The sequence below is a fragment of the Erwinia sp. S38 genome, assembly GCF_016624545.1.
Classification (GTDB): Bacteria; Pseudomonadota; Gammaproteobacteria; order Enterobacterales; family Enterobacteriaceae; genus Erwinia; species Erwinia coffeiphila.
Genome location: NZ_JACVTS010000004.1, coordinates 225,585 through 249,310 on the forward strand (window position 1 = coordinate 225,585; position 23,726 = coordinate 249,310).

General features: G+C 57.3%; 19 protein-coding genes. 12 read left to right on the forward strand and 7 right to left on the reverse strand.

The features are described from left to right. Nucleotides 1–323 precede the first annotated feature (323 nt). On the reverse strand, nt 324–1,679 hold the full coding sequence (locus IBT46_RS06845; RefSeq protein ID WP_200544997.1) for a pyridoxal-dependent decarboxylase: 1,356 nt from the start codon (nt 1,677–1,679) through the stop codon (nt 324–326). Next, nucleotides 1,672–2,877, reverse strand: a complete 1,206-nt coding sequence (locus IBT46_RS06850) for an MFS transporter (RefSeq protein WP_200544998.1) — start codon at nt 2,875–2,877, stop codon at nt 1,672–1,674. Before IBT46_RS06850 ends, IBT46_RS06845 begins: the two co-directional genes overlap by 8 nt. A 93-nt stretch (nt 2,878–2,970) precedes the next feature. On the opposite strand from IBT46_RS06850, the gene IBT46_RS06855 reads away from it, so the two are divergent. The 8 genes from IBT46_RS06855 to IBT46_RS06890 all read left to right on the forward strand — a co-directional run bounded on the left by IBT46_RS06855 (nt 2,971) and on the right by IBT46_RS06890 (nt 11,606). Continuing rightward, complete coding sequence (locus IBT46_RS06855) at nt 2,971–3,417, forward strand: helix-turn-helix domain-containing protein (protein ID WP_200544999.1); 447 nt, start codon at nt 2,971–2,973, stop codon at nt 3,415–3,417. Nucleotides 3,418–3,531: 114 nt separating this feature from the next. Next, on the forward strand, nt 3,532–5,160 hold the full coding sequence (locus IBT46_RS06860) for a TIGR04028 family ABC transporter substrate-binding protein (RefSeq protein ID WP_200545000.1): 1,629 nt from the start codon (nt 3,532–3,534) through the stop codon (nt 5,158–5,160). Between the two features lie 11 nt (nt 5,161–5,171). Next, complete coding sequence (locus IBT46_RS06865; protein ID WP_200545001.1) at nt 5,172–6,116, forward strand: ABC transporter permease; 945 nt, start codon at nt 5,172–5,174, stop codon at nt 6,114–6,116. Continuing rightward, nucleotides 6,113–6,973, forward strand: coding sequence for an ABC transporter permease (locus IBT46_RS06870; RefSeq protein WP_200545002.1), 861 nt, complete (start codon nt 6,113–6,115; stop codon nt 6,971–6,973). The genes IBT46_RS06865 and IBT46_RS06870 overlap by 4 nt, the downstream gene beginning before the upstream one ends. Further along, nucleotides 6,970–8,592, forward strand: coding sequence for an ABC transporter ATP-binding protein (locus tag IBT46_RS06875; protein ID WP_200545003.1), 1,623 nt, complete (start codon nt 6,970–6,972; stop codon nt 8,590–8,592). The genes IBT46_RS06870 and IBT46_RS06875 overlap by 4 nt, the downstream gene beginning before the upstream one ends. Continuing rightward, nucleotides 8,589–9,620, forward strand: coding sequence for a putative FMN-dependent luciferase-like monooxygenase (locus IBT46_RS06880; RefSeq protein ID WP_200545004.1), 1,032 nt, complete (start codon nt 8,589–8,591; stop codon nt 9,618–9,620). Before IBT46_RS06875 ends, IBT46_RS06880 begins: the two co-directional genes overlap by 4 nt. Next, nucleotides 9,617–10,720 carry an alkylhydroperoxidase domain protein gene (locus IBT46_RS06885; RefSeq protein WP_200545005.1) on the forward strand — a complete coding sequence of 368 codons (1,104 nt, stop codon included), beginning with the start codon at nt 9,617–9,619 and terminating at the stop codon, nt 10,718–10,720. Before IBT46_RS06880 ends, IBT46_RS06885 begins: the two co-directional genes overlap by 4 nt. Before the next feature lie 43 nt (nt 10,721–10,763). Then, a complete protein-coding gene (locus IBT46_RS06890; RefSeq protein ID WP_200545006.1) occupies nt 10,764–11,606 on the forward strand; it encodes a VOC family protein in 843 nt (280 codons plus the stop codon). Between the two features lie 130 nt (nt 11,607–11,736). Here the strand turns inward: IBT46_RS06890 and IBT46_RS06895 are convergent, their stop codons facing one another. Together IBT46_RS06895 and IBT46_RS06900 are read right to left on the reverse strand one after the other, a co-directional pair. Continuing rightward, on the reverse strand, nt 11,737–12,942 hold the full coding sequence (locus IBT46_RS06895; RefSeq protein WP_200545067.1) for an LVIVD repeat-containing protein: 1,206 nt from the start codon (nt 12,940–12,942) through the stop codon (nt 11,737–11,739). A gap of 49 nt (nt 12,943–12,991) precedes the next feature. Then, a complete protein-coding gene (locus IBT46_RS06900) occupies nt 12,992–14,056 on the reverse strand; it encodes a sugar ABC transporter substrate-binding protein (RefSeq protein ID WP_200545007.1) in 1,065 nt (354 codons plus the stop codon). Between the two features lie 174 nt (nt 14,057–14,230). On the opposite strand from IBT46_RS06900, the gene IBT46_RS06905 reads away from it, so the two are divergent. Together IBT46_RS06905 and IBT46_RS06910 are read left to right on the forward strand one after the other, a co-directional pair. Further along, complete coding sequence (locus tag IBT46_RS06905) at nt 14,231–15,319, forward strand: oxidoreductase (protein ID WP_200545008.1); 1,089 nt, start codon at nt 14,231–14,233, stop codon at nt 15,317–15,319. Between the two features lie 330 nt (nt 15,320–15,649). After that, nucleotides 15,650–16,546 (forward strand): substrate-binding domain-containing protein, encoded by an 897-nt coding sequence (locus IBT46_RS06910; RefSeq protein ID WP_234479998.1) that lies wholly within the window; start codon nt 15,650–15,652, stop codon nt 16,544–16,546. Between the two features lie 513 nt (nt 16,547–17,059). Here the strand turns inward: IBT46_RS06910 and IBT46_RS06915 are convergent. Next, nucleotides 17,060–18,085 carry a RepB family plasmid replication initiator protein gene (locus IBT46_RS06915; protein WP_105591681.1) on the reverse strand — a complete coding sequence of 342 codons (1,026 nt, stop codon included), beginning with the start codon at nt 18,083–18,085 and terminating at the stop codon, nt 17,060–17,062. A 774-nt stretch (nt 18,086–18,859) separates the two neighbouring features. Here IBT46_RS06915 and IBT46_RS06920 point away from each other — a divergent pair. Next, entirely contained in the window at nt 18,860–20,053 is a 1,194-nt protein-coding gene (locus tag IBT46_RS06920; RefSeq protein WP_200545069.1) for an AAA family ATPase, read from the forward strand. Nucleotides 20,054–20,061: 8 nt separating this feature from the next. Then, a complete protein-coding gene (locus IBT46_RS06925; protein WP_200545009.1) occupies nt 20,062–21,033 on the forward strand; it encodes a ParB family protein in 972 nt (323 codons plus the stop codon). A 924-nt stretch (nt 21,034–21,957) separates the two neighbouring features. Here IBT46_RS06925 and IBT46_RS06930 read toward each other — a convergent pair. After that, nucleotides 21,958–22,671, reverse strand: a complete 714-nt coding sequence (locus IBT46_RS06930; RefSeq protein ID WP_200545010.1) for an SDR family oxidoreductase — start codon at nt 22,669–22,671, stop codon at nt 21,958–21,960. Between the two features lie 106 nt (nt 22,672–22,777). Beyond that, entirely contained in the window at nt 22,778–23,680 is a 903-nt protein-coding gene (locus tag IBT46_RS06935) for a LysR family transcriptional regulator (RefSeq protein ID WP_200545011.1), read from the reverse strand. Nucleotides 23,681–23,726 lie beyond the last annotated feature (46 nt).

Here is a 23,726-nt window from a genome sequence, read left to right on the forward strand (position 1 = left end):
TTTCACGGCCGATTCGGTTTAGCGCAACCTGACGAAAGCAATAGCCTAATATTAGCGACATTCTGAGTGTCTGACCGACATAAAGCTGCTGCCGGGATAACCTTATTCATGACTAACATGATTAGTAACGTCACTTTACCCGGGCCAACCCATCGCACCGGATGCCCGTTCAGACAAAAATATCGCCGTTAAAATTCTTATCGCCCCCATCGCGGTAAAACCGGCCAGTGTTAATATTCTCACCGGCGCTGCGCATTGATTGCTCCTGTTTTGAAAATATGCGACACCAGACAGGCGAAAACCCAACGGCGAAGTTAGCTTCGTTATTCCGCAGCGTCAGACCGTTTTATGCGATCGAGCAGCAGCAACAGACGGTCAATATTGGCGTCTTCCGTTCGCCATGAGGAAATGCTGATACGTAAAGCGGGTTGCCCCTGCCATTGCGTCGCAGCAAACCAGGTTTCTCCAGACGCCTGAACCGCATCGCAAATACGCAGCGTCTGCTGTTGATCATCAGCACGGAACAGGACCTGGTTTAGCACCACCCGATTTAAAACCCGATAGCCCGAAGATGACAAGCCTTCGGCAACTCGCTTTGCCAGGCGACAGTGACGTTCAATCATCTCCGCCACACCCGCCCTCCCCAGCGAACGCAGTGCAGCCCAGACCGGAATACCGCGCGGGCGTCGAGAGAACTCCAGCGTCAGATTTTTCTGCGCATCCTCTGCCGCCGCGGAATAAACCGCATCGCCGCGCAGGGTGGCCGAAAGAGCCGACGCATGGCGACAAATCGCCATTGCACAGTCATAGGGTGTGTTCAGCCATTTGTGCGCGTCGGTGGTCCAACTGTCGGCCAGCTCAATGCCCGAAGTCAGCTTGTTGAGTGATGAAGCTCTGGCCCACAGACCGAATGCACCGTCAACGTGTACCCAGCTTCCTGCCGCTTTTGCCAGCGGAATAAGCTGTGCAAAATCATCAAACTCACCGCTGTTAACCTCTCCAGCCTGCAGGCACAGGATGGTGCGGTCGTTCAGCTCCGGCAGTCGCTCGATATCCACCTGCCCCCGTTCATTCACCGGCGCGATTAACAGATGGCGCAATCCAAAACCTAGCACCCGCAGCGCCTTAATCACCGTGATATGCGCCAGCGCCGACACCACCACGCGGATCTCCGGCGCACCGATCAGCCCGTCCTGGTCAAAGTCCCAGCCCTGTTGCTTCAGCAGCTCGCGCCGGGCGGTCGCCAGGCAGCTCAGGGTACAGGCCGTGGCGCTGGTGCCAAATCCCACCGCGCTTTCACGGGGTAAGTCGAGGATTTCCAGCAGCCAGCGCGCGGCCTGCCGCTCCAGCGTGGCGGACACCGGCGAATTATCCCAGCCGGAAGCGCACTGATCCCAGGCAATCATCAGCCGTTCAGCAGCGCTGGCCACCGGCAGAGCCGCGCCAATAACAAAGCCATAATAGTCGGCCCCGTTAGAGGCGGTAGTTGCGGGCGAGCCAACGTCATCGAGCATTGCCAGCGTGTGTTCTGGCGGATAACCGTCCAGTGGCAAAGGTTCATCAAAGCGTTTCAGTCCGGCAATCGCTTCGGCATCGGGAAAGACCCGGCGCGCAGGCAGCGAACGGGTATACTCCAGCGCGCGCCGATCAGCCGCCGCCAGCAGTGCAAGTTCATCCATTTTTCACCTCGTGTGATTGTGTCGATAAGCCAAAAATCAGTGCCAGCAGGCTGATAGCTGCCCCGGCGAGGCACACCGCCGACCAGCCACCGTACGCGAACGCCTGCGTTGAAATCAGCGCCCCCATGCCGCTTCCTGCGGAATAAAACAGCATATAGGCAGCGATCAGCTGCGAACCTGACGCGTTCATGCCGCTAAGTAACAGGCTCTGGCTGGTCACGTGCAGCGCCTGTCCGCCGGCATCCAGCAGAAAAATGCCGATAATCAACAGTAGCAGCGAACTCTCCCCCAGCCACAGCGGCAGCCAGCTAAGCAGCAGTATCAGTAGTGAAAACCGGGTGTTGCTGCGAGCCAGCCCACGGTCGACTCGCCTGCCCGCCCGGCTGGCAATCAGCGCGCTGGCTGCCCCCACCAGCCCCAGCGCGCCGGTCTGCGCGTGGCTGAAATTCCAGGGGGGTGGCGTTAACAGCAGTACCAGCGCACTCCAGAAAATCGCGAAGCTGGCAAACATCAGCAGCGCCAGCACCCCGCGTATCTGCAGCTGTTTATTGTGATGCAGCAGATGCCAGAGCGCAGCGAGCGGTGCGCGTCCGCTGTCTGTCTTCTGCTGCGGAAGAACGGGCAGCCGCCGCCAAAGCACGGCCGCCAATAGCGCCATCATCAGTGCAGAAGCAAAATAGACGCTGCGCCAGCCCGCAATATCACTGACCACTCCGGCAAACACCCGTGCCAGCAGCAGCCCGATCACCACTCCGGCAGAAACGGCACCCACCGTCTGGCCACGCGAATGCTCCGGCGCCGCTGCCGCAGCAAAGGCGATCATCCCCTGAGTCATTGCGGTGCCGGTCAATCCGGTCAGCAACATCGCCAGCAGCAGCATCGTGGCGGAGGGAGAAACAGCCACCAGCAGCAGTGAAACGATCAGCGCCAGAAGCTGGCCGCGCATCAGCCAACGGCGGTTGAGACTGTCGCCCAGCGGCACCACGAACAGCAGCGCCAACAGGCAGCCCAGCTGTGTGGCGAAAATTATCGCGCCCAGCGAGGCGGAACGCAGCCCGTAGGTGATACCGAGGGTATCCAGCAGCGGCTGGGCATAATAAACGTTGGCGACGCTGAGCCCGGTAGTCGCCGTAAACAGAGTGACCTTCCAGACGGACAAACTCTGTGGCGATCCGCAGGCCGGAATAATGTGACTCACTGCTGCCTCCTGATTAGTTTCAAATTAAAACCAATTGCAGCCTGCGTGAAATGGTTTTAAAATGCAACTGAATAATTTTCAGGAGATCAAACGATGGCGGTAACTATTCCGTTCAGCCAGTCACCCTGCCCGGTGGCGCGGAGCGTGGATCTGATCGGCGATCGCTGGATGCTGATGATCCTGCGCGACGCCTTTGACGGCAGCCGGCGCTTCAGCGAGTTTCAGCGCGGCCTCGGGGTGGCGCGTAATATTCTGGCGGACCGCCTGAAAAAACTGGTGGAAGCCGATCTGTTCAAGGTGCAGCCCGCCTCGGACGGCACCGCGTGGCAGGAATATGTGCTGACCGAGCGCGGCCTGGCCACGTTTCCGCTGATCGTGGCGCTGCGGCAGTTTGGCGAGAATCAGCTGTTCGGTGCCGGTGAGGCGCACTCCGAACTGCTGGAAGCCGCCAGCGGGAAAACGCTTTCCCCCCTGCGGATACTCAACCACCAGGGTGACGATATCACCCCGGAAATGACCCGAGTGCAGAAGCTCGGCTGAGCCTTATGCAAAAAACGCAAATAGCTAGATGAATTCCTTGGTTCACCAAACCCCTTGTCAGGATTGATATTTATCGTCAGCAGATAAAACAAACTGACAATAAAGGAATTCCTCATGCGCACGACTTTCCGCCTCAACGCCCTCGCCGGCGCACTGGCGTTATTTTCCGGGGTGATTGCCGCACAGGCCGCCGATAAACCCGTTCAGGGCGGCACGCTGGTTTACCTTGAGCAGCAGGCACATACCAACCTTTATCCGCCGGCCGGTGGCTTCTATCCCAACGGCGGCATTCTGAATCAGATCACCGATAAACTGACCTGGCAGAACCCGAAAACGCTGGAAGTGGAACCGTGGATTGCGGAAAGCTGGAGCAGCAACGCGGACAAAACCGAATACACCTTTAAAATCCGCCCGGGGGTGACGTTCTCTGACGGTACGCCGCTGGATGCCAACGCGGTCGCGAAAAACTTTGATACCTACGGCCTCGGCAATAAAGCCCAGCGCCTGCCGGTGTCGGAAGTGATCAACAACTATGACCACAGCGAAGTGATCGACCCGCTGACGGTGAAGTTCTTCTTCAAAAAGCCGTCGCCGGGCTTCCTGCAGGGCACCGCCACCATCGGTTCCGGTCTGGTGTCCCTCAGCACGCTGGCGCGCAATTTTGAGGCGCTGGGCGATGCCCGACACATTATTGGTTCCGGTCCGTTTGTGGTCAGCGATGAGAAGCTGGGCCGCGAGGTGGATCTGAAAGTTCGCGCAGACTACCAGTGGGGACCGAAGAACGGTTCACAGCAGGGCCGCGCCAATCTGGATGCGATTAAAATTATCGTCACCCCGGAAGACAGCGTGCGCATTGGCGCACTGCTGGCAGGCCAGGCGGGAGCCATTCGCCAGGTGCAGGCCTACGATGAAAAACAGGCCGAACAGCAAAACTTCCCGATTTACGCGGCACCCACTCGCGGGATTAACGACAGCCTGAGCTTCCGCCCGGACAACGCGCTGGTCGCCGATGTGAAAGTGCGTAAAGCCCTGCTGCACGCTACCAACAGCCAGCAGATCGTCGACACTCTGTTCTCACCAAACTACCCGGTGGCGAAGTCGGTGCTGGCCAGCTCGGCGGCGGGCTTCGTTGACCTCAGCGACCAGCTGAAATTTGACCCGGCGCTGGCCAATAAACTGCTGGATGAAGCGGGCTGGAAAGCGGGCAGCGACGGCATCCGTCAGAAAGACGGCCAGAAGCTGGCGCTGACGGTGTATGAATCGCTGCCGCAGCCGCAGAATAAAGAGGTCTTACAGCTGGTAGCACAGCAGTGGAAACAGGTCGGCGTCTCGCTGGCGGTGAAAGCGGGCGATGCGGGCAGTAAAACCGTCGATAACCTCGACCCGCAGAAAACCCCGGTTTCCGTCACCGAAGTGGGTCGTGCCGATCCGGACGTAGTGAAAAGCCAGTTCTATCCGACCAACCGCGATGGCCTGTTGCAGAAAGGCGGCTCGAGCAGCCTGGTGAAAACCTTCCGCGACGACAAGCTCAACGGCATTCTTGAAGGCATCGCGGCCGAAACCGATCCGCAGAAACGCCTGGCGCTGACCGGCGATGCGCAGCGCTATCTGATCGAGCAGGCCTATAACATTCCGATCTTTGAAGAACCGCAGGTGTTTGCCGGCGCGCCGTGGCTGAAGGGTCTGACCTTCGAAGCCGTAGGTCGCCCGAGCTTCTACGGTGCCTGGCTGGAAAAACACTGAGGTAAACAGCGATGACGGGATATTTCACTCAGCGACTGGGACAGGCTCTGCTGGTGCTGTGGGTGGCGTTTACCGTCTCCTTTGTGCTGCTACAGGTGCTGCCCGGCGATGCGATTCTGATTAAATTTCAGAACCCTGATTTAGGACTGAGCCCGGCGCAGATCGAAGAGATGCGCCAGTCTTACGGGGCCACCACGCCGCTGTGGCAGCAGTATCTGCACTCTCTCGGCAGTATGCTGCGCGGAGACTTTGGCTTCTCCGTGCAGGCCGGGGTGCCGGTCAGCGAACTGCTGGCCGAAAACTTCCCTGCCACGCTGCGCCTGGCGCTGCCGGGCTTTGTGCTGGCCACGCTGCTGGCGGTGGTGATTGCCTTCAGCTCCAGCCTCACCGGGCTGCGCTGGCTGCGTAACGCCCTGCAGTCGCTGCCGTCTCTGTTTATCTCAATCCCCACCTTCTGGCTGGGGATTGCGCTGATTCAGGTCTTCTCCTTCCAGCTGCGCTGGATACCGGTTATCAACCCCGGCGAGTGGGTCGGTCTGATCCTGCCGGTGATCACCCTGGCGGTGCCAATTTCAGCGCCGCTGGCGCAGATCCTGATCCGCAGTATTGATCAGGTGCAGACCCAGCCCTTTGTCGCCGTTGCCCGCGCCAAAGGAGCCAGCCAGCGGCGGGTGCTGTGGCACCACGTGGCGCGTAATGCGCTGCTGCCGGTGCTGACCATTGCCGGTCTGCTGCTGGGCGAGCTGATTGCCGGAGCGCTGATCACCGAAACGGTGTTTGGCCTCAGCGGGCTGGGCCAGCTGACTCAGCAGGCGGTGAACAATCAGGACGTGTCGGTGCTGCAGGCGATCGTGATGATTTCCGCTACCGGCTTCGTGCTAATCAATTTACTGGTCGACGTCTTCTCTCCATTACTCGACCCGCGTCTTAAGCACTATCAGAGGGCGGCATCATGAGCCTCGCCGATTTGAACAGCACACACAAAACGCGTCGCCTGCACTGGCGCAACATCCTGCCACGGCAGTTTCGTCCGGGGCTGGTGCTGGCCTGGCTGACGATCGCCATTGCCATTCTCTGGGCGCTGTTTCCAGGCTGGTTTACCGACTGGAGCGCCACCGAAGGGGTGGCGGGGGCGCAGCGCCTGGCACCGCAGGCCGGGCACTGGCTCGGCACCGATCAGCTGGGACGCGACCTTTACGCACGCATCGTCTGGGGCGCATCCCACTCGCTGAGCGGCGCGCTGGTGGCCGTGGCGCTGGGTCTGACGGTGGGTACGCTGCTCGGCGTGATCGCCGGGGCACTGGGCGGACGCAGCGAAAGCGTGGTCATGCGGCTGGTCGACGTGCTGTTAGCGATTCCCGGCCTGCTGCTCTCGCTGAGCATTATCATTTTGCTCGGCTTCGGCACCGTTAACGCGGCGATTGCGGTGGGGATCACCTCCATCGCCAACTTCGCCCGCCTGGCCCGCTCGGAGGTGGTTCGCGTGCGCCATTCCGAATACGTTGAGGCGGCTTACGGCAGCGGCGGCACCTTCTTCGCGGTGCTTTGGCGGCACATTTTACCCAACTCGCTGACGCCGGTGCTGGCGTTCTCCGCGCTGCAGTTCGGCAGCGCCATTCTGGCGATTTCCACCCTGAGCTTCCTCGGCTACGGCACACCGCCGCCGACCCCGGAGTGGGGTCTGCTGATCGCCGAAGGACGTAACTATATTTCTACCGCCTGGTGGCTGACCACCTTCCCGGGGATTGTCGTGGTGCTGGTGGTACTGTCCGCCAATCGCATCAGCCATCATTATTCAGGAGGCCGCCGATGAGCGAATCGACCCAGCCGGTACTCAAAGTGAACAATCTGAGCATCGCCTACCGCAGCGGCGGCGAGCAAAAACGCGTGATCCACAACGTCTCCTTCAGCGTGGAGCGGGGCGAAGTGGTAGCGCTGGTCGGCGAGTCCGGCTCCGGTAAAACCACCACCGCACAGTCGATTATCGGCCTGCTGGCGGACAATGCGGTGCGCGAAGCGGGGCAAATCTGGCTGAACGGCGTGGAGATCACCCACTGGTCGCAGAAGCGCCTGGACGGCATTCGCGGGGCCGCCATCAGCCTGATCCCGCAGGACCCCGGCAGCTCGCTGAACCCGGTAAAAACCATTGGTGCACAGGTGGAAGAGATCCTGCTGCTGCATGAACCATTATCACGCCAGCAGCGCCGCGAGCGCGTGGTGGCGCTGCTGAAGCGCGTCGGGCTGTCGCATCCCGAACAGCGTGCGCAGCAGTATCCGCACCAGCTTTCCGGCGGCATGAAGCAGCGGGTGCTGATCGCCATTGCTATTGCGCTGAAACCGGCGCTGATTATCGCCGATGAGCCGACCAGCGCGCTGGATGTCACCGTGCAGAAGCGCATTCTCGATCTGATCGACGAACTGCGCCGTGAGTCGGGCACCGCGGTGCTGTTTGTCACCCACGACCTGGCCGTGGCGGCGGCGCGTTCCGATCGCATTCTGGTGTTCCGCCACGGTGAAATCCGCGAACAGGGCAGCGCGGAGGCGATTGTCCATTCGCCGCAGGACGCCTATACCCGCCAGCTGTTCGCCGATGCGCCCGCGCTAACCGGCGGCAGTTTCGCCCCGACTCAGCGGCAGCAGTTTTCCCAACCGGCGGTGGAAATCATCGGCCTGAACAAATATTTCTCTCTGGGTAAAGGAGAAGGTTTCCAGGCGCTGAACAACGTGTCTTTCAGCGTTCAGCGCGGTACGACGCATGCCCTGGTCGGAGAATCCGGGTCGGGCAAAACCACCCTCGCCCGCATCCTGCTTGGCTTCCAGCAGGCGGACAGCGGCAGAGTGGTGATTGACGGTATTGATGCCTCATCGCTGCGTGGCGAAGCCCTGCGCCAGCTGCGCCGAAAGATCCAGCTGGTCTATCAGAACCCGTTTGCCTCGCTCGATCCGTCACAAACGCTGTACCGGGTGATTGAAGAGCCGCTGCTTAACTACGAACCGCTGAGCCAGCAGGAACGCCGTCAGCGCGTGGAAGAAGCAGCGACCCGCGTGGCGCTGCCGCTTACCCTGCTGGACCGCAAACCGCATGAACTTTCCGGCGGTCAGCGCCAGCGCGTGGCGATTGCCCGTGCACTGATCCTGCGCCCGCAGATCCTGGTGCTGGATGAAGCTACGTCGGCGCTGGATGTCACCATTCAGGCACAGATCCTTACCCTGCTGCTTCAGCTACAGCAGGAACTGGGTCTGAGCTATCTGTTTATTTCACACGATCTCGCCACGGTCCGGCAGCTGGCGCACAGCGTTTCCGTGCTGCGTGCCGGGCGGCAGATCGATTACGGCAACACCGCCGAGGTGTTTAATCGCCCTGCCAGCGACTACACCCGCGAACTGATTGCCGCGATCCCCGTTTTGACTCGCGCTAAGGACACCGCATGACCGCTAAACGTCTTGGATTTTTCACCCGCCTGCTGGATAAAACCAGCGCGCAGGAACGCTATCACCTGGCCACGCTGCAAATTCAGCATGCGGAACGCTGGGGATTTGACACCGCCTGGGTCGCCCAGCACCACTTCCATGAACATGAGGGTGGCCTGCCTTCCCCGTTGCTGTTCCTCGCCAGCGTGGCGGCACAGACCTCGCGTATCCGCCTGGGCACGGCGATTATCACCCTGCCGATGGAAAACGCGCTGCGGGTCGCGGAAGATGCCGCCGTGCTCGATCTGCTCAGCCATCATCGCCTGGAACTGGGTCTGGGGTCCGGCGGCACGCCCACCTCATTCCTGCCGTTCGATCTGACTTTTGAGCAGCGTGCCGACGCCTTCTCGGCCAATCTGGATACGCTGCTACAGGCCTGGGGCAACGCACCGCTGGCTCATGAGGACAACCGACTGTATCCGGCCGCGCCGCAGCTGGCCGATCGCCTGTGGCAGGCCACGTTCTCCGTTGCCGGAGCCGCCCGCGCCGGTGCCGCCGGGCACGGGCTGATGCTGTCACGCACCCAGCCGCGCCCGGCAGGTCAGCCGGAGCTGCCGCTGGATGCCATTCAGAATCCGCTGATCGATGCCTATCTGGAGGCACTGCCTTCCGGTGTTGAACCGCGCATTCTGGCCTCGCGCACCGCCTTCGTCAGCCGCGACGGCAGTGAAGCGCGCCGCCTGGCCCTGCCGGGGCTCACCGCACAGGCGGAACAACATCGTGCCGCCGGGCATGTGGTGCCGGGCGATACGCTGGATGATTATATTGCCGTCTTTGATGCCCATCTCGGCACGCCGGAACAGGTTGTCGCCTCGCTGCGCAAGGACAGCACCCTGCCGCGCGTCACCGATATTTCGTTCCAGGTGCACTCTATCGATCCGCCGCATCAGCACATTTTAACCTCTATTGAACTGCTGGCCACCGAGGTCGCCCCGGCGCTGGGCTGGCGACCGGCCGTTAGCGCACAGAACCACAAGGAAACCGTATGACTCAGTCTCAGGATTTACTGCAAAAACTGGCCGACATTGCGGCAGACAGCCCGCTGGCGGAAGCCCGCCTGACACGCGAGGCCGCGACTACCCATACCCAGGGCAGCTACGATGTGTTGTTTAGCGGCAACGATTCGGGTGATTTCCCACTCTCTTTGCGCCTGGCTCTGGCAGAGCAGATTGCCCGCTGGCACGGCGAAGAAGCGCTGGCGGCACACTATGCCGGGCGGATCACCACCACTCCGGCAGAAGATCGGCTGGCCTCCGCGCTGGCACATGCCGAGCTGCTGACCTTTAAACCGGCCAGCGCAGAACCGTCCCATTTGCAGGTGCTGGAACAGGCGGGATGGAGTAAAGAAGCCATCGTGACCCTCTCTCAACTGGTGGCGTTTATCAGCTTCCAGAGCCGTCTGCTGCGCGGTTACCGCCTGTTGAACGGCGAAAACGGTTCGGCGGCCAGCTCACAGCCGGTTACTGCGGCCGCCTGGCGCACCGAACCGCAGACCCTGAGCGGCAAAAATGCCCCACCGGCCTTCACGCGCGAAGAGCTGGGCTGGGAACCCTGGCTGGCGGCCAAACCGCTGGCCGAGTTCAACGCGCTGGAAAAAGCCACGCTGGCCAAGTTCGGCCACACCGATTCTGATTACTTCCGCCTGCTGGCGCGCAACCTGCCGCTGCTGGAACAGCGCACGCTGACCGATAAGGGGATTTTCTTCACCTCCGGCGGGCTGCCGCGCAAGGAGCGAGAGCTGGCCGCCACCGTCGCCAGTAAGGTCAACGGCTGTATTTTTTGCGCCTCAGTTCACGCCCGTAAGGCCGCGCAGCTGTCGAAACAGCCGGAAGACATTCAGCGCCTGATTGATACCGCCCCCGGTAAACCGCTGGCGGTGGATCAGTCCCCGCGCTGGCTGGCGCTGATCGACTTCGCCGCTTCGCTGTCCGCCACACCGCCAACGGCCAATGTTAAGCAGCTGGCGACCCTGCGTGAACAGGGGCTGAGCGAACTGGAGCTGGTGGATCTGATCCAGTCTACGGCGTTCTTCGCCTGGGCTAACCGCCTGATGCTGACTCTCGGCGAACCGTACACCGAAACCGTCTGACTTGACAGGGGAGCTGCGGCTCCCTTTTTAACAGGAGTGCTCTATGTCACAACTGCAACCCGCACTGGATCACGTGGTGATCAACGTCGGCCCACAGCTGGATGAGGCGGCAGCGCTGTTTCAGCGTCTCGGTTTCCAGCTCACCGCACGCGGCCACCACTCGCTGGGTTCAAGTAATCACCTGGCGATTTTCGACAATAACTACCTGGAACTGCTCGGTTATGAGCCGGATCGCGGCAATCTGCGCCGCGATCTGTGGCAATCGCCGATTGGCCTTTCCGGGCTGGTGTGGAAAACCAACGATGCCGATACGGTGTACCAGCATCTGCAACAGCAGCAGCTGGCCGATACGCCACCGGGGTCGTTTTTCCGTCCGGTCACACTGCCGGACGGCAGTGAGACGGAAGCCCGTTTTCGTACCGTCAGACTGCATGCCGATCGCGTACCGAACGGCCGCAGCTTCTTTTGCCAGCATCTGACTCCAGACGCGGTCTGGCAAAAAGACTGGCAGGTACATTCGAACGGCGTCACGCAGATCCGTGAATTCGTTATCGCAGCGGATCATCCCGGACAGGCCGCCGAGGTTTATCTTCAGCTGTTCCCTTCCGTGGCGCTACAGGAAACGGAAAGCGGTGAACGGGTCATTGATGCAGGCGTGGCGCGGATACGCTTTGTTCCGACCGAGGCGGCGAAAGCCGAGTTCGGCACGCTGCCGAACGACTACAACGGTTCGGCCAGAATGGTGGCGCTAAGCCTGCACAGCACCTCGCTGGAACAGGTGAAAAACAGCCTGTCCCAAAGCGGTATTCCTTTCCATGAGGATCGGCAGGGCGTTCGCGTTGATGCCCGTCACGCATTCCAGCTGGCGCTGCGCTTTACGCAGTAAACCGGGGCGAAAAGGTCAGTACGGCGCCATGGGTCACACGGACCAGGCAGGTCAGAGTCGCTTAGACCGGTCGTAAAAACAGCGGGCATTTGCCCGCTGTTTAATTTAACCGTCGGCAAAAAACCGGTGCTTAGCCGAGATACTCGATAATCGACAGACCGCCGTTATAGTCGGTGCTGTAGATAATGCCTGCGGCATCCACAAACACATCACACGACTGGATCACCTGCGGGCGTCCCGGCCTTGTATCCATCATTTTTTCCGGGGCGGCAGGCACCAGCGCACCGGTTTCCACCGGGTGATACGGATTGCTGATGTCGTAGGCACGCACGCCAGCATTCTGCCAGGTAGCAAAGATCAGCGATGAGCTGACAAAGCTTCCCGGGCGGTTTTCATGCAGGTTGTGCGGACCAAAGTGCGCCCCTTTCGCCACGTAGTCGATTTCACCCGGCTGCGGGAAGGTCGAGATGCTGACCGGGTTGGACGGTTCACGAATATCAAACAGCCAGATATGCTTTTCCCCGTCTTCCTGGTTATCCAGCACCGCTTCATCCAGCACCACCAGAAGATCGCGATCCGGCAGCGGCAGCGCAGTATGCGTTCCGCCACCGAACGGCGGGCTCCAGTTGCGATGGCTGATCAGCGTCGGCTGACTGCGGTCGCTAACGTCCAGCAGCGTCAGGCCGCCGTCACGCCAGCTGCCATAGGCAGTATCGCCGCTGATAATCGCATGATGCAGCGCATAGCGTTTACCTTCCGGCCAGTCGGGCTGTTCGCCTTCTGCGGCGTTCATGCCCGGCAGCCACCAGCGGCCAGCCACTTCCGGCTTTTGCGGATTGGCGAGGTCGATGGTCAGGAAGATATAGTCGGTAAAACCGTCCAGCAGCGCGGAAACGTAGGCCCAGCGGCCGCCCACGTACCAGATGCGGTGAATACCAATACCGTTCAGTGGCAGGAAGCTGATTTCACGCGGGCGGTCGGGAGTCGAGATATCAAAAATGCGCAGACCGGCGCTCCAGCCCTTATCCTGCACATCGCTGACCGTCTCCCCCACCGAGCGGGTGTAATACACCTTCTCATCGGCAAATCGCACGTCGGCAAACAGATCGCGGGCGTTGATCACCAGCAGCAGATCGTCATGCGCCTGGAGATGCACATTCCACGTTCCCGGCGGCGCGGCAATATAGCCCGCAAGCCGGGGGTTTTTCGCATCACGGACATCAATAATTGAAAAACCGGAAGAAACCATATGGCCCACGTAGGCATAGCCACGGTGAACCATGACCTGTACACCGTCCGGTCGCCCACCCTGGTCGCTGTGACCAATCAGGCGCATGTTCCGGCTGAATTCCGGGATCGGTAAACTGTCTGACACGCTGTCGTCCTTACTTTTTGTATTTCGCTTCCAGGGTAGCAAACCACGGCGCCACGAAGTCTTCGGTCTGGCCCCAGCCCGGGATGATTTTGCTCAGGCCCGCCACGTTAACCGGGCCAGGCTGGGCTGCCAGCAGCGCCTGCGGAATGGTGGTGGCTTTGAACTCGTAACTGTCCGGCGTGGCTTCACCCGCCAGCTTCAACGCCACCAGGCGTACGTTGGTGGCACCGATCAGTTTTGGATCGACCGCCGCAGTGACTTTCCACGGGCTGCCGGCTTCACGCATCAGCTGCAGATCCTGGTTGGAAACGTCGATGCTGTAGAGTTTGATTTCGGTACGGCCATTCTCTTTCAGTGCCTTCATCGCCCCCTGGCTGAAGGCGTCCCAGGTTCCCCAGATCGCATCCACTTTGCCTTTCGGGTATTTGGCCAGCAGCGCGCCCACTTTATTGGCGGTATCACCCTGCACATCGGAGGAAACAGCACCGACGGACTCCAGCTCGTGAATACCCGGGTTTTCCTGCAGCAGCTGCTTATAAGCGGCCTGACGACGTTCCATCGGCGGGAAACCGGCGACCCACAGTTTGATGATGTTGGCTTTACCGTTGTGATCCTGCACCAGCTGACCGAAGGAGAGTTTGGTCAGCGAGGCATCGTCCTGCTGGGTAACGGTCGCGCCCGGAATAGTGCCATCAACGGAGGTATCAAACACCGACACCGCAATGCCGCTGTCGACGATCTTTTTAATCAGCGGCGCGGCATACGGCGCGCGCCCCTGTGACAGAATGATCCCGTCATACTTCTGGCTGATCGCCTGGTTGACGAAATCCTGGAATTTCGCGTCGTCGCCGTTAGTTAAAAAAGTACTGACCTTAAAGCCCAGCGCTTTACCCTGCTGGATCGCGCCCTGTACAAACTGCGTGGTGTTATCGTCGGAACCGAGGTTACGGATCACGGCGATACGTACCGGGCCATCATGGCTGGCAATTTTCTCCGGTACCGGAGTCGGCGTGGCGGCATGAACGGGCAGAGCGCTGGCAACTAACAGAGCCAGTACGGAAAAAATTGGTTTCATCAGAGATCCCTGTGTCAAAAAGTAAACTGGAGAATAAACGGCACGATAAGTCACTTTTTCATGCCTGTAACTGACTGACAAAGAAGTAAAAGGAATAAGTAACTATAAAAAAAGTATTAGCCTGTGGCAAAGGCTCTACAGCAGGATAGAGGCAAAGAAACACTAAGGATTATCATGGACATTACTGCAATTCAGGTCGTTCCCGGCCCCGCTAACTATTATTCCCATCCCGGCGCACTGACGCGTCTGGCAGATTTCTATAGCGAAGAACAACTTTCACATGCCGTGTGGCTTTACGGCGAGCGCGCAATTCATGCCGCGCGACCTTTCCTGCCTGCGGCATTCTCACAGAACGGGGCGCGACACCTGCAATACGGCGGTCACTGTACCGACCCCGATCTTGCCGAGCTGGCTCAGGCCGCCGGTGACGATCGCCAGGTGGTGATTGGCGTAGGCGGCGGTGCACTGCTGGATACAGCCAAAGCGCTGGCTCGTCGTCTGAGTCTGCCGTTTGTTGCCATCCCGACCATCGCCGCTACCTGTGCCGCCTGGACCCCACTTTCGGTCTGGTACAACGCCGCCGGTCAGGCCTCACACTATGAAATTTTCAACGATGCTAACCACCTGGTGCTGGTGGAACCGGAGATCCTGCTGCAGGCCCCGGTTGAGTATCTGTTGGCCGGGATCGGCGATACGCTGGCGAAGTGGTATGAAGCCGTGGTGCTGGCACCCGAACCCAAAAAACTGCCGCTGACTGTACGTCTGGGCATTGATACTGCTGCCACCCTGCGTGATGTGCTGCTGGGGCAGAGTGAAGCCGCGCTGGCTGACCAGCAGAAAGGCGTGCTGAGTCAGGATTTCATGGACGTGATTGACGCCATCATCGCCGGCGGCGGCATGGTAGGCGGCCTCGGCGAACGCTATACGCGTATCGCGGCGGCGCATGCTGTGCATAACGGTCTGACCATTCTGCCGCAGACGGCACGCTATCTGCACGGTACTAAAGTGGCCTACGGTATTCTCGTGCAGTGCGCGTTGCTGTCCGATGAAGCCGCCACGCGTCAGCTGATTGCGGCCTATCAGCGCTTCAATCTGCCAACCACGCTGGCGGCGCTGGGCGTGGACGTCAACGATCCGGCCCAGATCGATCCGGTCATCGCGCACACCCTGCGTCCGAAAGAATCGATCCATGCACTGCCGATCCCCGTTACGCCGGAAAGTCTGCGTGCAGCGTTCCTTCACGTTGAGTCCTTAGGTCAGTAAAACGCAGAGTGGACTCATCTTTACCCGGGGTGAGCCAGATATTTATCCACAGAATCGGGGGATAATTCAGTGAGTAACTGTATTAAACCTGAGAAGAAACACCTTGAAAAAACCATTAACGAATTGATAGGTGGTGGTTTTTTTAATTTGTGAATCGGCCAGGGGTGAACGATCGCCGTGGCCGATTTTATCACCGATATTTCAGACCAATCCGGGAACCCTGCGTGACAATGTCACGAAAATCATGCTGCGCGATGGGGCATGGAGACAAAGGCATTTTTTGCTATTCTGTCAGCGCGACTTTCCCGTCAGAAGCCTAATGAGTAAACCATGATGAAGGATAGAACAGATATGGCGCAGTCCCGTGAAGATAAAACCAAAATTATCGGCGTGGTCAGCGATGAATTTACCAATCCCTACACCGTCACCCTGCTGAATGAGCTGAGCCGCCAGTTAAACCAGCGCGGCTGCGTTACGGTGCTGCTGAACGTTAACTCGCGTGACGGCTTGCAGGCTGCGCTGAGCAGTGCAGCCGCGTTAAAGCCTGATGCGCTGATTTTCCTCTCTTCCCTTTTCAGCGACGAGTTGCGTATTGCCGCCGATATTCTGCCACAGGTTCCGGCCATTTATATCGGCAGTGCCGCACCAGACGCTACGGCAGACAGCATCGGCGTTGATGGCCACACCGCCGGTAAGCAGGTTGCCAGGCTGCTAAGTTCACAGGGCTATTCCCGTTTCGGTTATCTGCAGGCGCAGGACTCCGCACCGCTGCCGCAACAGGCAGGCTACAGTGAAGGGCTGACGGCAGCACATCATTCCGTCAAACAGGTGCTGACCGCCGGAGGCTTCGATCGTGAACACGCCTGGCGCGCCACGCTGGCCTACCTGAAGCAAACCTGGGCTTCCGAACGTATCGATGCCCTGTTTTGTGACAACGACGAGCTGGCGTTTGGCGCACTACAGGCAGTGCGTGACTTTGGCGAACGGGTTCACGTTGGCGTTGTTGGATCTGGGGACACCAGTGAAGCGCACTCCGCAACCTGGCATCTCACCAGCCTGTCGCAGCGCAGCGATCTGCTGGTTGGCGAAGCGCTCAGCCGCCTGCTGGATAACCACAGTGATCCGGAAGGCGCATGGCGTCACGGAGAACTGAAAGTCCGACATTCACACCTGAGCCGCGAGACCTTCAGTGAGCCCTCGCAGTGTGGCTGCGCCAGCCGTCATTGATCCGACGATGACAGCGCTACGATCCTTTTCATCCTGATAAACAGCCCGGAGCCGATTCCGGGCTGTTTTCTTTCATACCAAAACCGATCCCGGCTAAAGATCCTTTTAACATCCACTGTAGTAAGAGGATTCACTTTGAATATCCACTATAGAGAGAAGTACGCTGAAATAACTACTGTGGAGAGTATTAACCACTATAGAGAGTGATAACCACTGCAACGAGTAGATAACCACTGTGGTGAGAGCACTATCCACTGTGATGAGTAACGGCGAAATAAAGTGGGTTTAAAGAGGTGGAAACTTAAATGTTAGTAATTACTAACATGCCATATAACAAGGCATTACAGGTTAGTGGTCACCAGGGCGGCGCGGAATAACCACTGTAGAGAGTAACGCCACTCATTACAGTGGTTACCCTACTCTCTACAGTGGTGATTATTGATGGGAGGGAGGAAGATCGCTCACTACAGTGGATAGTGAATTGACGATCTTCTCTCTACAGTGGTTAATTAATCAGGATTTGCGGCCCTTGCGGATCTTCTCCAGCAGCTCCAGCTCTTCACGGGAGAGCATCACCATCTCCCCTTCTTTCTCTGTGCTGTCCGGGATGTCATCAAACTCGTCTTCGCCAATGTCAGGCAGACTGAGCGGGATGTCCGCCGGGCGCAGCTTTGGCCGTCTGTAGTGGATAACAAAGTACACCACCTTGCCGCGCTTCACTTCGGTATAGTCGAGGTAGCCAATTTCTTTCAGCTGCTCCATCGCCTTACGCACCGTGGCATTCTGCGTGATCGTTCGCGAGGTCAGATTCAGCCTTGCCCGCAGGCGGGCCATAGAGATCGGTGCCGGTGAAGGCGGCAGGCTTTCAATAAACGTATAGAGTGCCTGCGCGGACTCTTTACGCGAAAGTTCATTGATCGCCCTGAGCTGCAGCAGCACCTTTTTATCAAACTGATAGAGCTCAAAGATCTTCGGATCGGCCTGAAGCGTTACCGAGTCATTTTTGGTGCTGTACTTCGCCGACTGAACCAGGTGAGTCACGTAGTACTCCCCTTCTTTGCTGCTGAAAGCAATGGTGTTGGTCGCAATGCGCGTCAGAGACGCATCCAGACGGCTTCTGAGCCGCGCAGAGGACCTGACCGAGGGTATCCCACAGAGTTTGGCAAAATCGATGAAGGGCAGCGTTACGCTGTCTCCCAGCACCTTGTATTTAGCAAACGCATGAATGATCCCGACCCAGGTCTTAAAGTCGTTGTCCATATCCAGTCGGGCACCGGTGATCTTTATATTCTCATACCCTTCCGACTTGACGATCGACAGCTGCTTTAACTCTTCCGTGACGTCCATCGTCGACATCTGGTTCTTACGCCCGCGCGCGGTGGATTTCAGCGTGGGAACAAACAACCCCAGCCGCATCAGCGCCACGGGCTGCACGGTATTGTTGGTGTTAGGCGTGAGGTTGATAACTTCGCCGGTGCGTTTATCCGTTTCACTGAAAGCGTCGGCTATCATTTTGTTTTCTGGATCTTTATCCGGCATTTTTCACATTCCGTAAACTCACAGGCGAGGATCGCGATTACAGGTTACAGTGGATACTAACACTCACTATAGCGGATGTTCTACTCGCTACAGAGGTTTTATTACTTATCACAGTGGTTAGTTTACTCACCACAGTGGATAACAACCCCTTCCAGGAGCAGGTGTAGCGCGGCCTGAGCGCATGCAGGGATCTTTATGGTTCTTATAAGGTTCTTTATGGATCTTGTTACTGGATCTAAGCAGTGGATAAAATTACGTTATTTCAGGTCTGAAAACTGTGGAAAAGATCCGGTAACCGCCGATCCAGATTTATCTGTTCACTTAACATCCCGCCACCGCCGCATTTCTGAACGAATTCAGGCCCGATAAGGTTATTCACCGCGATTTCACTCCTTTCCTCACTACAGTGGTTTTGATCTACTCTCTTCAGCCGTTATCCGACTCTCTACAGCGGTTGTTTTACTCACCGTAGCGGTTATTTTACTCCTTACAGTGGATAACGATCGGGTCTGAGACCAGACAGGACAAGGGCTGTGAGGGTGCGGGGATCTTCTTGGATCTATTTATGATCTATTCAGGATCTAATTATTGGATCTGGCCTGTGAATAACGGGGAAAAAATGCACAATCCCGATGTGAATATGAGTAAAACAACGATCTTTTCTTTCAGTCATCCATTTAGAGATAAAAGCCACCTTTATGTTGATAATTATCTTCGTATGTAGGATTATTGATTTTAAGACGATAAGCTACATAAGTGGAGACATTGATGAATATGGATTCGCATCAGACTGAAAAGATCGCCCAGCGGGCAGGTAAAATGCTGACTTCTCTGACTGAACACATTCAGGCACAGAAAGAAGAAATGCGTGAGAACGAATACTTTCAGGTCTACGCCAAAGCCGCACTGGCTAAACTACCTAAACTGACTCGTGCAAACGTTGATTATGCCGTCAGTGAAATGGAAGAAAGCGGGTATGTTTTTGATAAACGCGCTGCGGGTTCCTCAACCAAATACGCAATGACTATCCAGAATATTGTGGATATCTATCAGCACCGTGGTGTACCAAAATACCGTGACCGTCATGCAGAAGCGCTGACCGTATTCGTCGGCAACCTGAAAGGCGGCGTGTCAAAAACTGTCTCCACCGTTTCTCTGGCGCATGCGATGCGTGCTCACCCTCACCTTCTGTTTGAAGATCTGCGCATTCTGGTTATCGATCTCGATCCTCAGTCTTCAGCCACCATGTTCCTTAACCACACAAGAGCTGTGGGTATTGTGGAAACCACTTCTGCACAGGCGATGTTACAGAACGTCAGCCGTGAAGAGCTGCTGGAAGAATTTATCGTCAGCTCGGTCGTGCCCGGTGTCGATGTACTGCCCGCCTCGATTGACGATGCTTTCATTGCTTCCGGTTGGGAAGGTCTGTGTAGTGAACATCTGCCAGGCCAGAATCCGCACGCCGTTCTGCGGGAAAATGTCATCGACAAATTAAAGTCAGATTATGACTTTATTTTTGTTGATAGTGGGCCCCATCTTGATGCGTTCCTGAAAAATGCCATTGCCGCTGCGGATCTGTTAATGACTCCGGTGCCACCGGCTCAGGTTGATTTTCACTCAACGCTTAAATATCTGACACGTTTGCCAGAGCTGGTCAGCATTATTGAATCCTCCGGCTGCGGTTGCCGCCTGCTCGGCAATATTGGTTTTATGTCCAAACTGTCTAACAAACCGGATCACAAAGTTTGTCACAGCCTGGCAAAAGAGATTTTCGGCGGCGATATGCTGGACGTTGCCCTTCCCCGCCTTGATGGCTTCGAACGCTGCGGCGAATCCTTCGATACCGTTATTTCTGCCAACCCGGCGACTTACATCGGCAGCAGCGAGGCGTTAAAAAATGCCCGTGCCGCAGCCGAAGACTTCGCCAAAGCGGTCTTTGATCGCATTGAATTTATTCGCATTAACTGAGGTGCCTGATGAACATTAAACGAAATACTATCGGGCGTACCTTCAGTGCGCCGGTATTAAACAGCGAACCGCAAGCAGAACCGGTCAAACAGATATTTACGCTGTCATCAGGCAAAAAAGCCGTTTTTACCCGCGTTACCGTTGCGGCAGCGGATGTCGCCAGCAAAACGTTCGTGGTTCAGGAAACCAACGGACGTGACCAGGCCGCGCTGACGCCTGAATCCCTTGAAGGCATTACCCGTACGCTGCGCCTACAGCAATTTTTCCCGGCGATTGGCGTGCGCAAAGGTGAGACGATTGAGATCCTTGATGGATCGCGCCGTCGTGCTTCTGCCATTCTGTGTAACGTCGGGCTGGATGTACTGGTCACCGATGTACCGCTGACCGCTGCCGAAGCCCGTAACCTGGCGCAGGATATTCAGACCGCGCGCGAACACAACATTCGCGAAGTTGGCCTTCGTCTGCTGGCGCTGAAGGAAAGCGGACTGACTCAGAAAGAGATCGCCGAGGATGAGAACCTGTCACAGGCAAAAGTGACCCGTGCACTGCAGGCTGCCAGCGTTTCTGCTGAGCTGCTGTCCATTTTCCCGGTGCAGTCTGAGCTGACCTACGGCGATTACAAGAACCTGCTGGCTGCGGAAGAGATGCTGGCCACCATGGATATTTCCATACCCGAACTGCTGGATAATATTGGCAGTGCGGTAGAAAACATCCGCGCTCAGTCATCTCTGGCTGAAGATGAAGTGAAGAATAAAATCATCGCGGAAATCAGAAAGGAAGCAGCCTTACTGGTGATGACTCCGGAGAAGGATAAGGTTATCACCACGCCGCTGTGGGACTTCAGCGACAAGAACCGCTATGCGCGCAAAAAGACGCGTGGACGCACCTTTAGCTATGAGTTCAATCGCCTGCCAACCGATTTGCAGAGTGCGATAGACAGCGCCATCGCTGCGGTACTGGCTAAGCATTTGAAGAGCTAATTTTTATTCTTCCCTGCATCGGCAACTCCAGAGAGGGTCAATGATGCAGGGTGTTTCTACTGATTTCCCGTCATTGAATTTCATGCCTTTCTCCCCATCAATTTCACTATTAATTTGCTGTTTTTAAAGGGATTTCACTTTGAATTTCACGATGAAATCTCCATGATTTCACTGCCTCAAGCCCTCAAGCCCTCAAGCCCTCAAGCCCTCAAGCCCTCAAGCCCTCAAGCCTCAAAGAACATGGAGCTGAGTATCAGGTTTTTAATATTGAGGTACTAAGTATTGAAAACCAAGCATTGAGCATCGAGCGTAAGGATTCAGGCGCAGATTTAATTATAAGTTCTTGCATGTAAAAACATAAAAATTAACTGCCTGACTGCCTGACTGCCTGACTGCCTGACTGCCTGACTGCCTGACTGCCTGAGTAAGTGAGTGAGTGAGTGAGTGAGTGAGTGAGCGTACAGCTCCTGTAAATGAGTGACACACATTTCGCCATGGGCTTATCTCAAGCCGCTCAGAACTCTTCCCGCATTGATAAATGTACACCCTTGCAAGCTCCGAAGGATGGACATATTAACGTTAATAAAACACTTGCGTGCATAGTAAATTGAGCGGATTGGGCGAAAATGCTGAAGAGCTGAAGAGCTGAAGAGCTGAAGAGCTGAAGAGCTGAAGAGCTGAAGAGATAAGTTTGCGATTGCAGGAGGTGTTATGCCGAAGAAAGAAGATAAATAAGATAACCGGAAGTGGGTCAAACCAACCGGAACTGCCTCCTGCCTGAGAGGTTGTCGTGGCTAAGCAGGGGGCAATATCCGGCTGGCTTTTAAGCGTTGAGAGCGCACAGCTCGTTCCAGTAGCTAAAGCGAATATGGCGCTTCAGTTCCCGGCTGAGGTTAAACAGATTCACGAATCCTCCTCTGTTGACTAGCGTTTAGCACTATCGCGACGCGGTCTGACAACCACGTCTGCAATCTGAGTGTCTTCTGAAGCGTCAACCACCAGACGCACCGCCGCCGCAACGGATTCCGGCGTGCTGTAGGCAAGGGGATCGATAGCGGCAAAATCACCGGCTCGCTCTCGACTTTTGCGGTTCATCGGCGTATCGGTCGGGCCCGGTGACACTGTCGCAACGCGCACGCCGTTTTCGCTCTCTTCAGTGCGCAGGGCATGGGCCAGAGCGTTGAGCGCAAACTTGCTGGCTGAGTACACCGCGTGTCCGGCGAGTGCCAGCGTGCCGGAACCTGAATTAATAAACACCACCTGGCCCTGCTCTTTTCGCAGTAAAGGCAACGCCAGTCGGGTCAGTTCTGCAGGGGCAAAAAGGTTGATAGAAAACTGCTTCTGCCACTGCTCGGGAGTGGCCTGTTCCACGCTCAGCCTTTCCGAAATCGCCGCTGAGTGGATCAGTACGGCAACAGCCGACAGGCGATCGGTAAAGTTTTTCAGAGCCTGATTATCGAGAAGGTCCAGCTCTACGGCTTCGATATGCTGGATTTGCTGTAGCTCAGCCAGCGCTTCAGCCGAGCGCCCGATGGCGTAAACCTGATGGTCGGTTGCCAGGTCGCGCGCGATGGCCAGGCCGATACCACTGGTGGCTCCGGTGACAATGGCCACCGGACGGGAAGATGCAGTCGTCATATTCACTCCATGTCATAAATGACAGTGACGCTACCATTCACACCGGCTCAGAGCGAGAGACTTATTCTGCTTTGGATACCCGCCAGGCGGGAATGATATTGCCCGCTCAGCACGGGCTAAAACCGGCGACCAGCGTATCAATCGCCAGCCGTAAACGCTGTGGCATTGCGGCAGTTTTTAACCATACCGCAGAGATGGGTAGCCCTTGAGCCTGGCTCTGCGGAAGCAGCTCAATCAGCTCGCCGTTACGGATATGCTCTCCGACCAGCCACTGCGGCAGCTGCGCAATCCCGTACCCGTCCAGTACCGCACGGTAAACTGCGCTCAGCGTGCTAAACCGCAGGCCCTCCTCGGGCTGCCACCAGAACGGTTTTCCGTCGCTGTCTTTCACTATCCATGACTGGGTACGTCCCTGCTCCGGCAGCGTAATATGCCGATGTTTTGCCAGTTCGCTGAGCGAGGCCGGTATGCCAGAGGCCTGAAGATAGTCCGGTGAAGCACACAGCTGCATCTGCTGCACCCCAAGCTGGCGGGAAGTGAGATCGCTGTGATGACCCGGGCTGCCGATGCGCACGGCCAGATCGATTCCCGACTCCGCAAGATCAATACGTCGGGTGGAAAAGTGCATATCAAGCGTGAGTCCGGGCCAGCGACGCGTCAGCGGCAGCAGCAGCGGCATCACCTGCTTCTCGCCAAACAGCGGCGGAGCGGCGACCCGCAGGCAGCCAGTGGGGATGGAGGCGTGCGCGGTGAGTCGGTTTTCTGCGGCATCAAGATCGGCAAGGATGCGCAGACAGTCCTGATAAAATCGCTGGCCCTCGCTGGTTAATGACAGCGTACGCGTGGTGCGTAAAAAGAGTTTAACCTGCAATCGCGCTTCGAGCCGGGCTATTGCCTTGCCTACCGTGGACCGCGACTGACCAAGCTGCTCTGCCGCCAGGCTGAATCCGCCCGCCTGCGCTGCCTGTACAAAAGCCCTGATACCACTGAGTCTGTCTCCGGGGATCATGGTCACCTCTGGGTTATGGACGACATCAATTCGCCAGTATGACGAA

What these genes read in the sequence shown, in the direction of transcription:
- IBT46_RS06845 (WP_200544997.1), bottom strand. Translation starts at nt 1,679, where the DNA reads ATGGATGAACTTGCACTGCTGGCGGCGGCTGATCGGCGCGCGCTGGAG.
- IBT46_RS06855 (WP_200544999.1), top strand. Translation starts at nt 2,971, where the DNA reads ATGGCGGTAACTATTCCGTTCAGCCAGTCACCCTGCCCGGTGGCGCGG.
- IBT46_RS06860 (WP_200545000.1), top strand. Translation starts at nt 3,532, where the DNA reads ATGCGCACGACTTTCCGCCTCAACGCCCTCGCCGGCGCACTGGCGTTA.
- IBT46_RS06865 (WP_200545001.1), top strand. Translation starts at nt 5,172, where the DNA reads ATGACGGGATATTTCACTCAGCGACTGGGACAGGCTCTGCTGGTGCTG.
- IBT46_RS06870 (WP_200545002.1), top strand. Translation starts at nt 6,113, where the DNA reads ATGAGCCTCGCCGATTTGAACAGCACACACAAAACGCGTCGCCTGCAC.
- IBT46_RS06875 (WP_200545003.1), top strand. Translation starts at nt 6,970, where the DNA reads ATGAGCGAATCGACCCAGCCGGTACTCAAAGTGAACAATCTGAGCATC.
- IBT46_RS06880 (WP_200545004.1), top strand. Translation starts at nt 8,589, where the DNA reads ATGACCGCTAAACGTCTTGGATTTTTCACCCGCCTGCTGGATAAAACC.
- IBT46_RS06885 (WP_200545005.1), top strand. Translation starts at nt 9,617, where the DNA reads ATGACTCAGTCTCAGGATTTACTGCAAAAACTGGCCGACATTGCGGCA.
- IBT46_RS06890 (WP_200545006.1), top strand. Translation starts at nt 10,764, where the DNA reads ATGTCACAACTGCAACCCGCACTGGATCACGTGGTGATCAACGTCGGC.
- IBT46_RS06895 (WP_200545067.1), bottom strand. Translation starts at nt 12,942, where the DNA reads ATGCGCCTGATTGGTCACAGCGACCAGGGTGGGCGACCGGACGGTGTA.
- IBT46_RS06900 (WP_200545007.1), bottom strand. Translation starts at nt 14,056, where the DNA reads ATGAAACCAATTTTTTCCGTACTGGCTCTGTTAGTTGCCAGCGCTCTG.
- IBT46_RS06905 (WP_200545008.1), top strand. Translation starts at nt 14,231, where the DNA reads ATGGACATTACTGCAATTCAGGTCGTTCCCGGCCCCGCTAACTATTAT.
- IBT46_RS06910 (WP_234479998.1), top strand. Translation starts at nt 15,650, where the DNA reads ATGATGAAGGATAGAACAGATATGGCGCAGTCCCGTGAAGATAAAACC.
- IBT46_RS06915 (WP_105591681.1), bottom strand. Translation starts at nt 18,085, where the DNA reads ATGCCGGATAAAGATCCAGAAAACAAAATGATAGCCGACGCTTTCAGT.
- IBT46_RS06920 (WP_200545069.1), top strand. Translation starts at nt 18,860, where the DNA reads ATGGATTCGCATCAGACTGAAAAGATCGCCCAGCGGGCAGGTAAAATG.
- IBT46_RS06925 (WP_200545009.1), top strand. Translation starts at nt 20,062, where the DNA reads ATGAACATTAAACGAAATACTATCGGGCGTACCTTCAGTGCGCCGGTA.
- IBT46_RS06930 (WP_200545010.1), bottom strand. Translation starts at nt 22,671, where the DNA reads ATGACGACTGCATCTTCCCGTCCGGTGGCCATTGTCACCGGAGCCACC.
- IBT46_RS06935 (WP_200545011.1), bottom strand. Translation starts at nt 23,680, where the DNA reads ATGATCCCCGGAGACAGACTCAGTGGTATCAGGGCTTTTGTACAGGCA.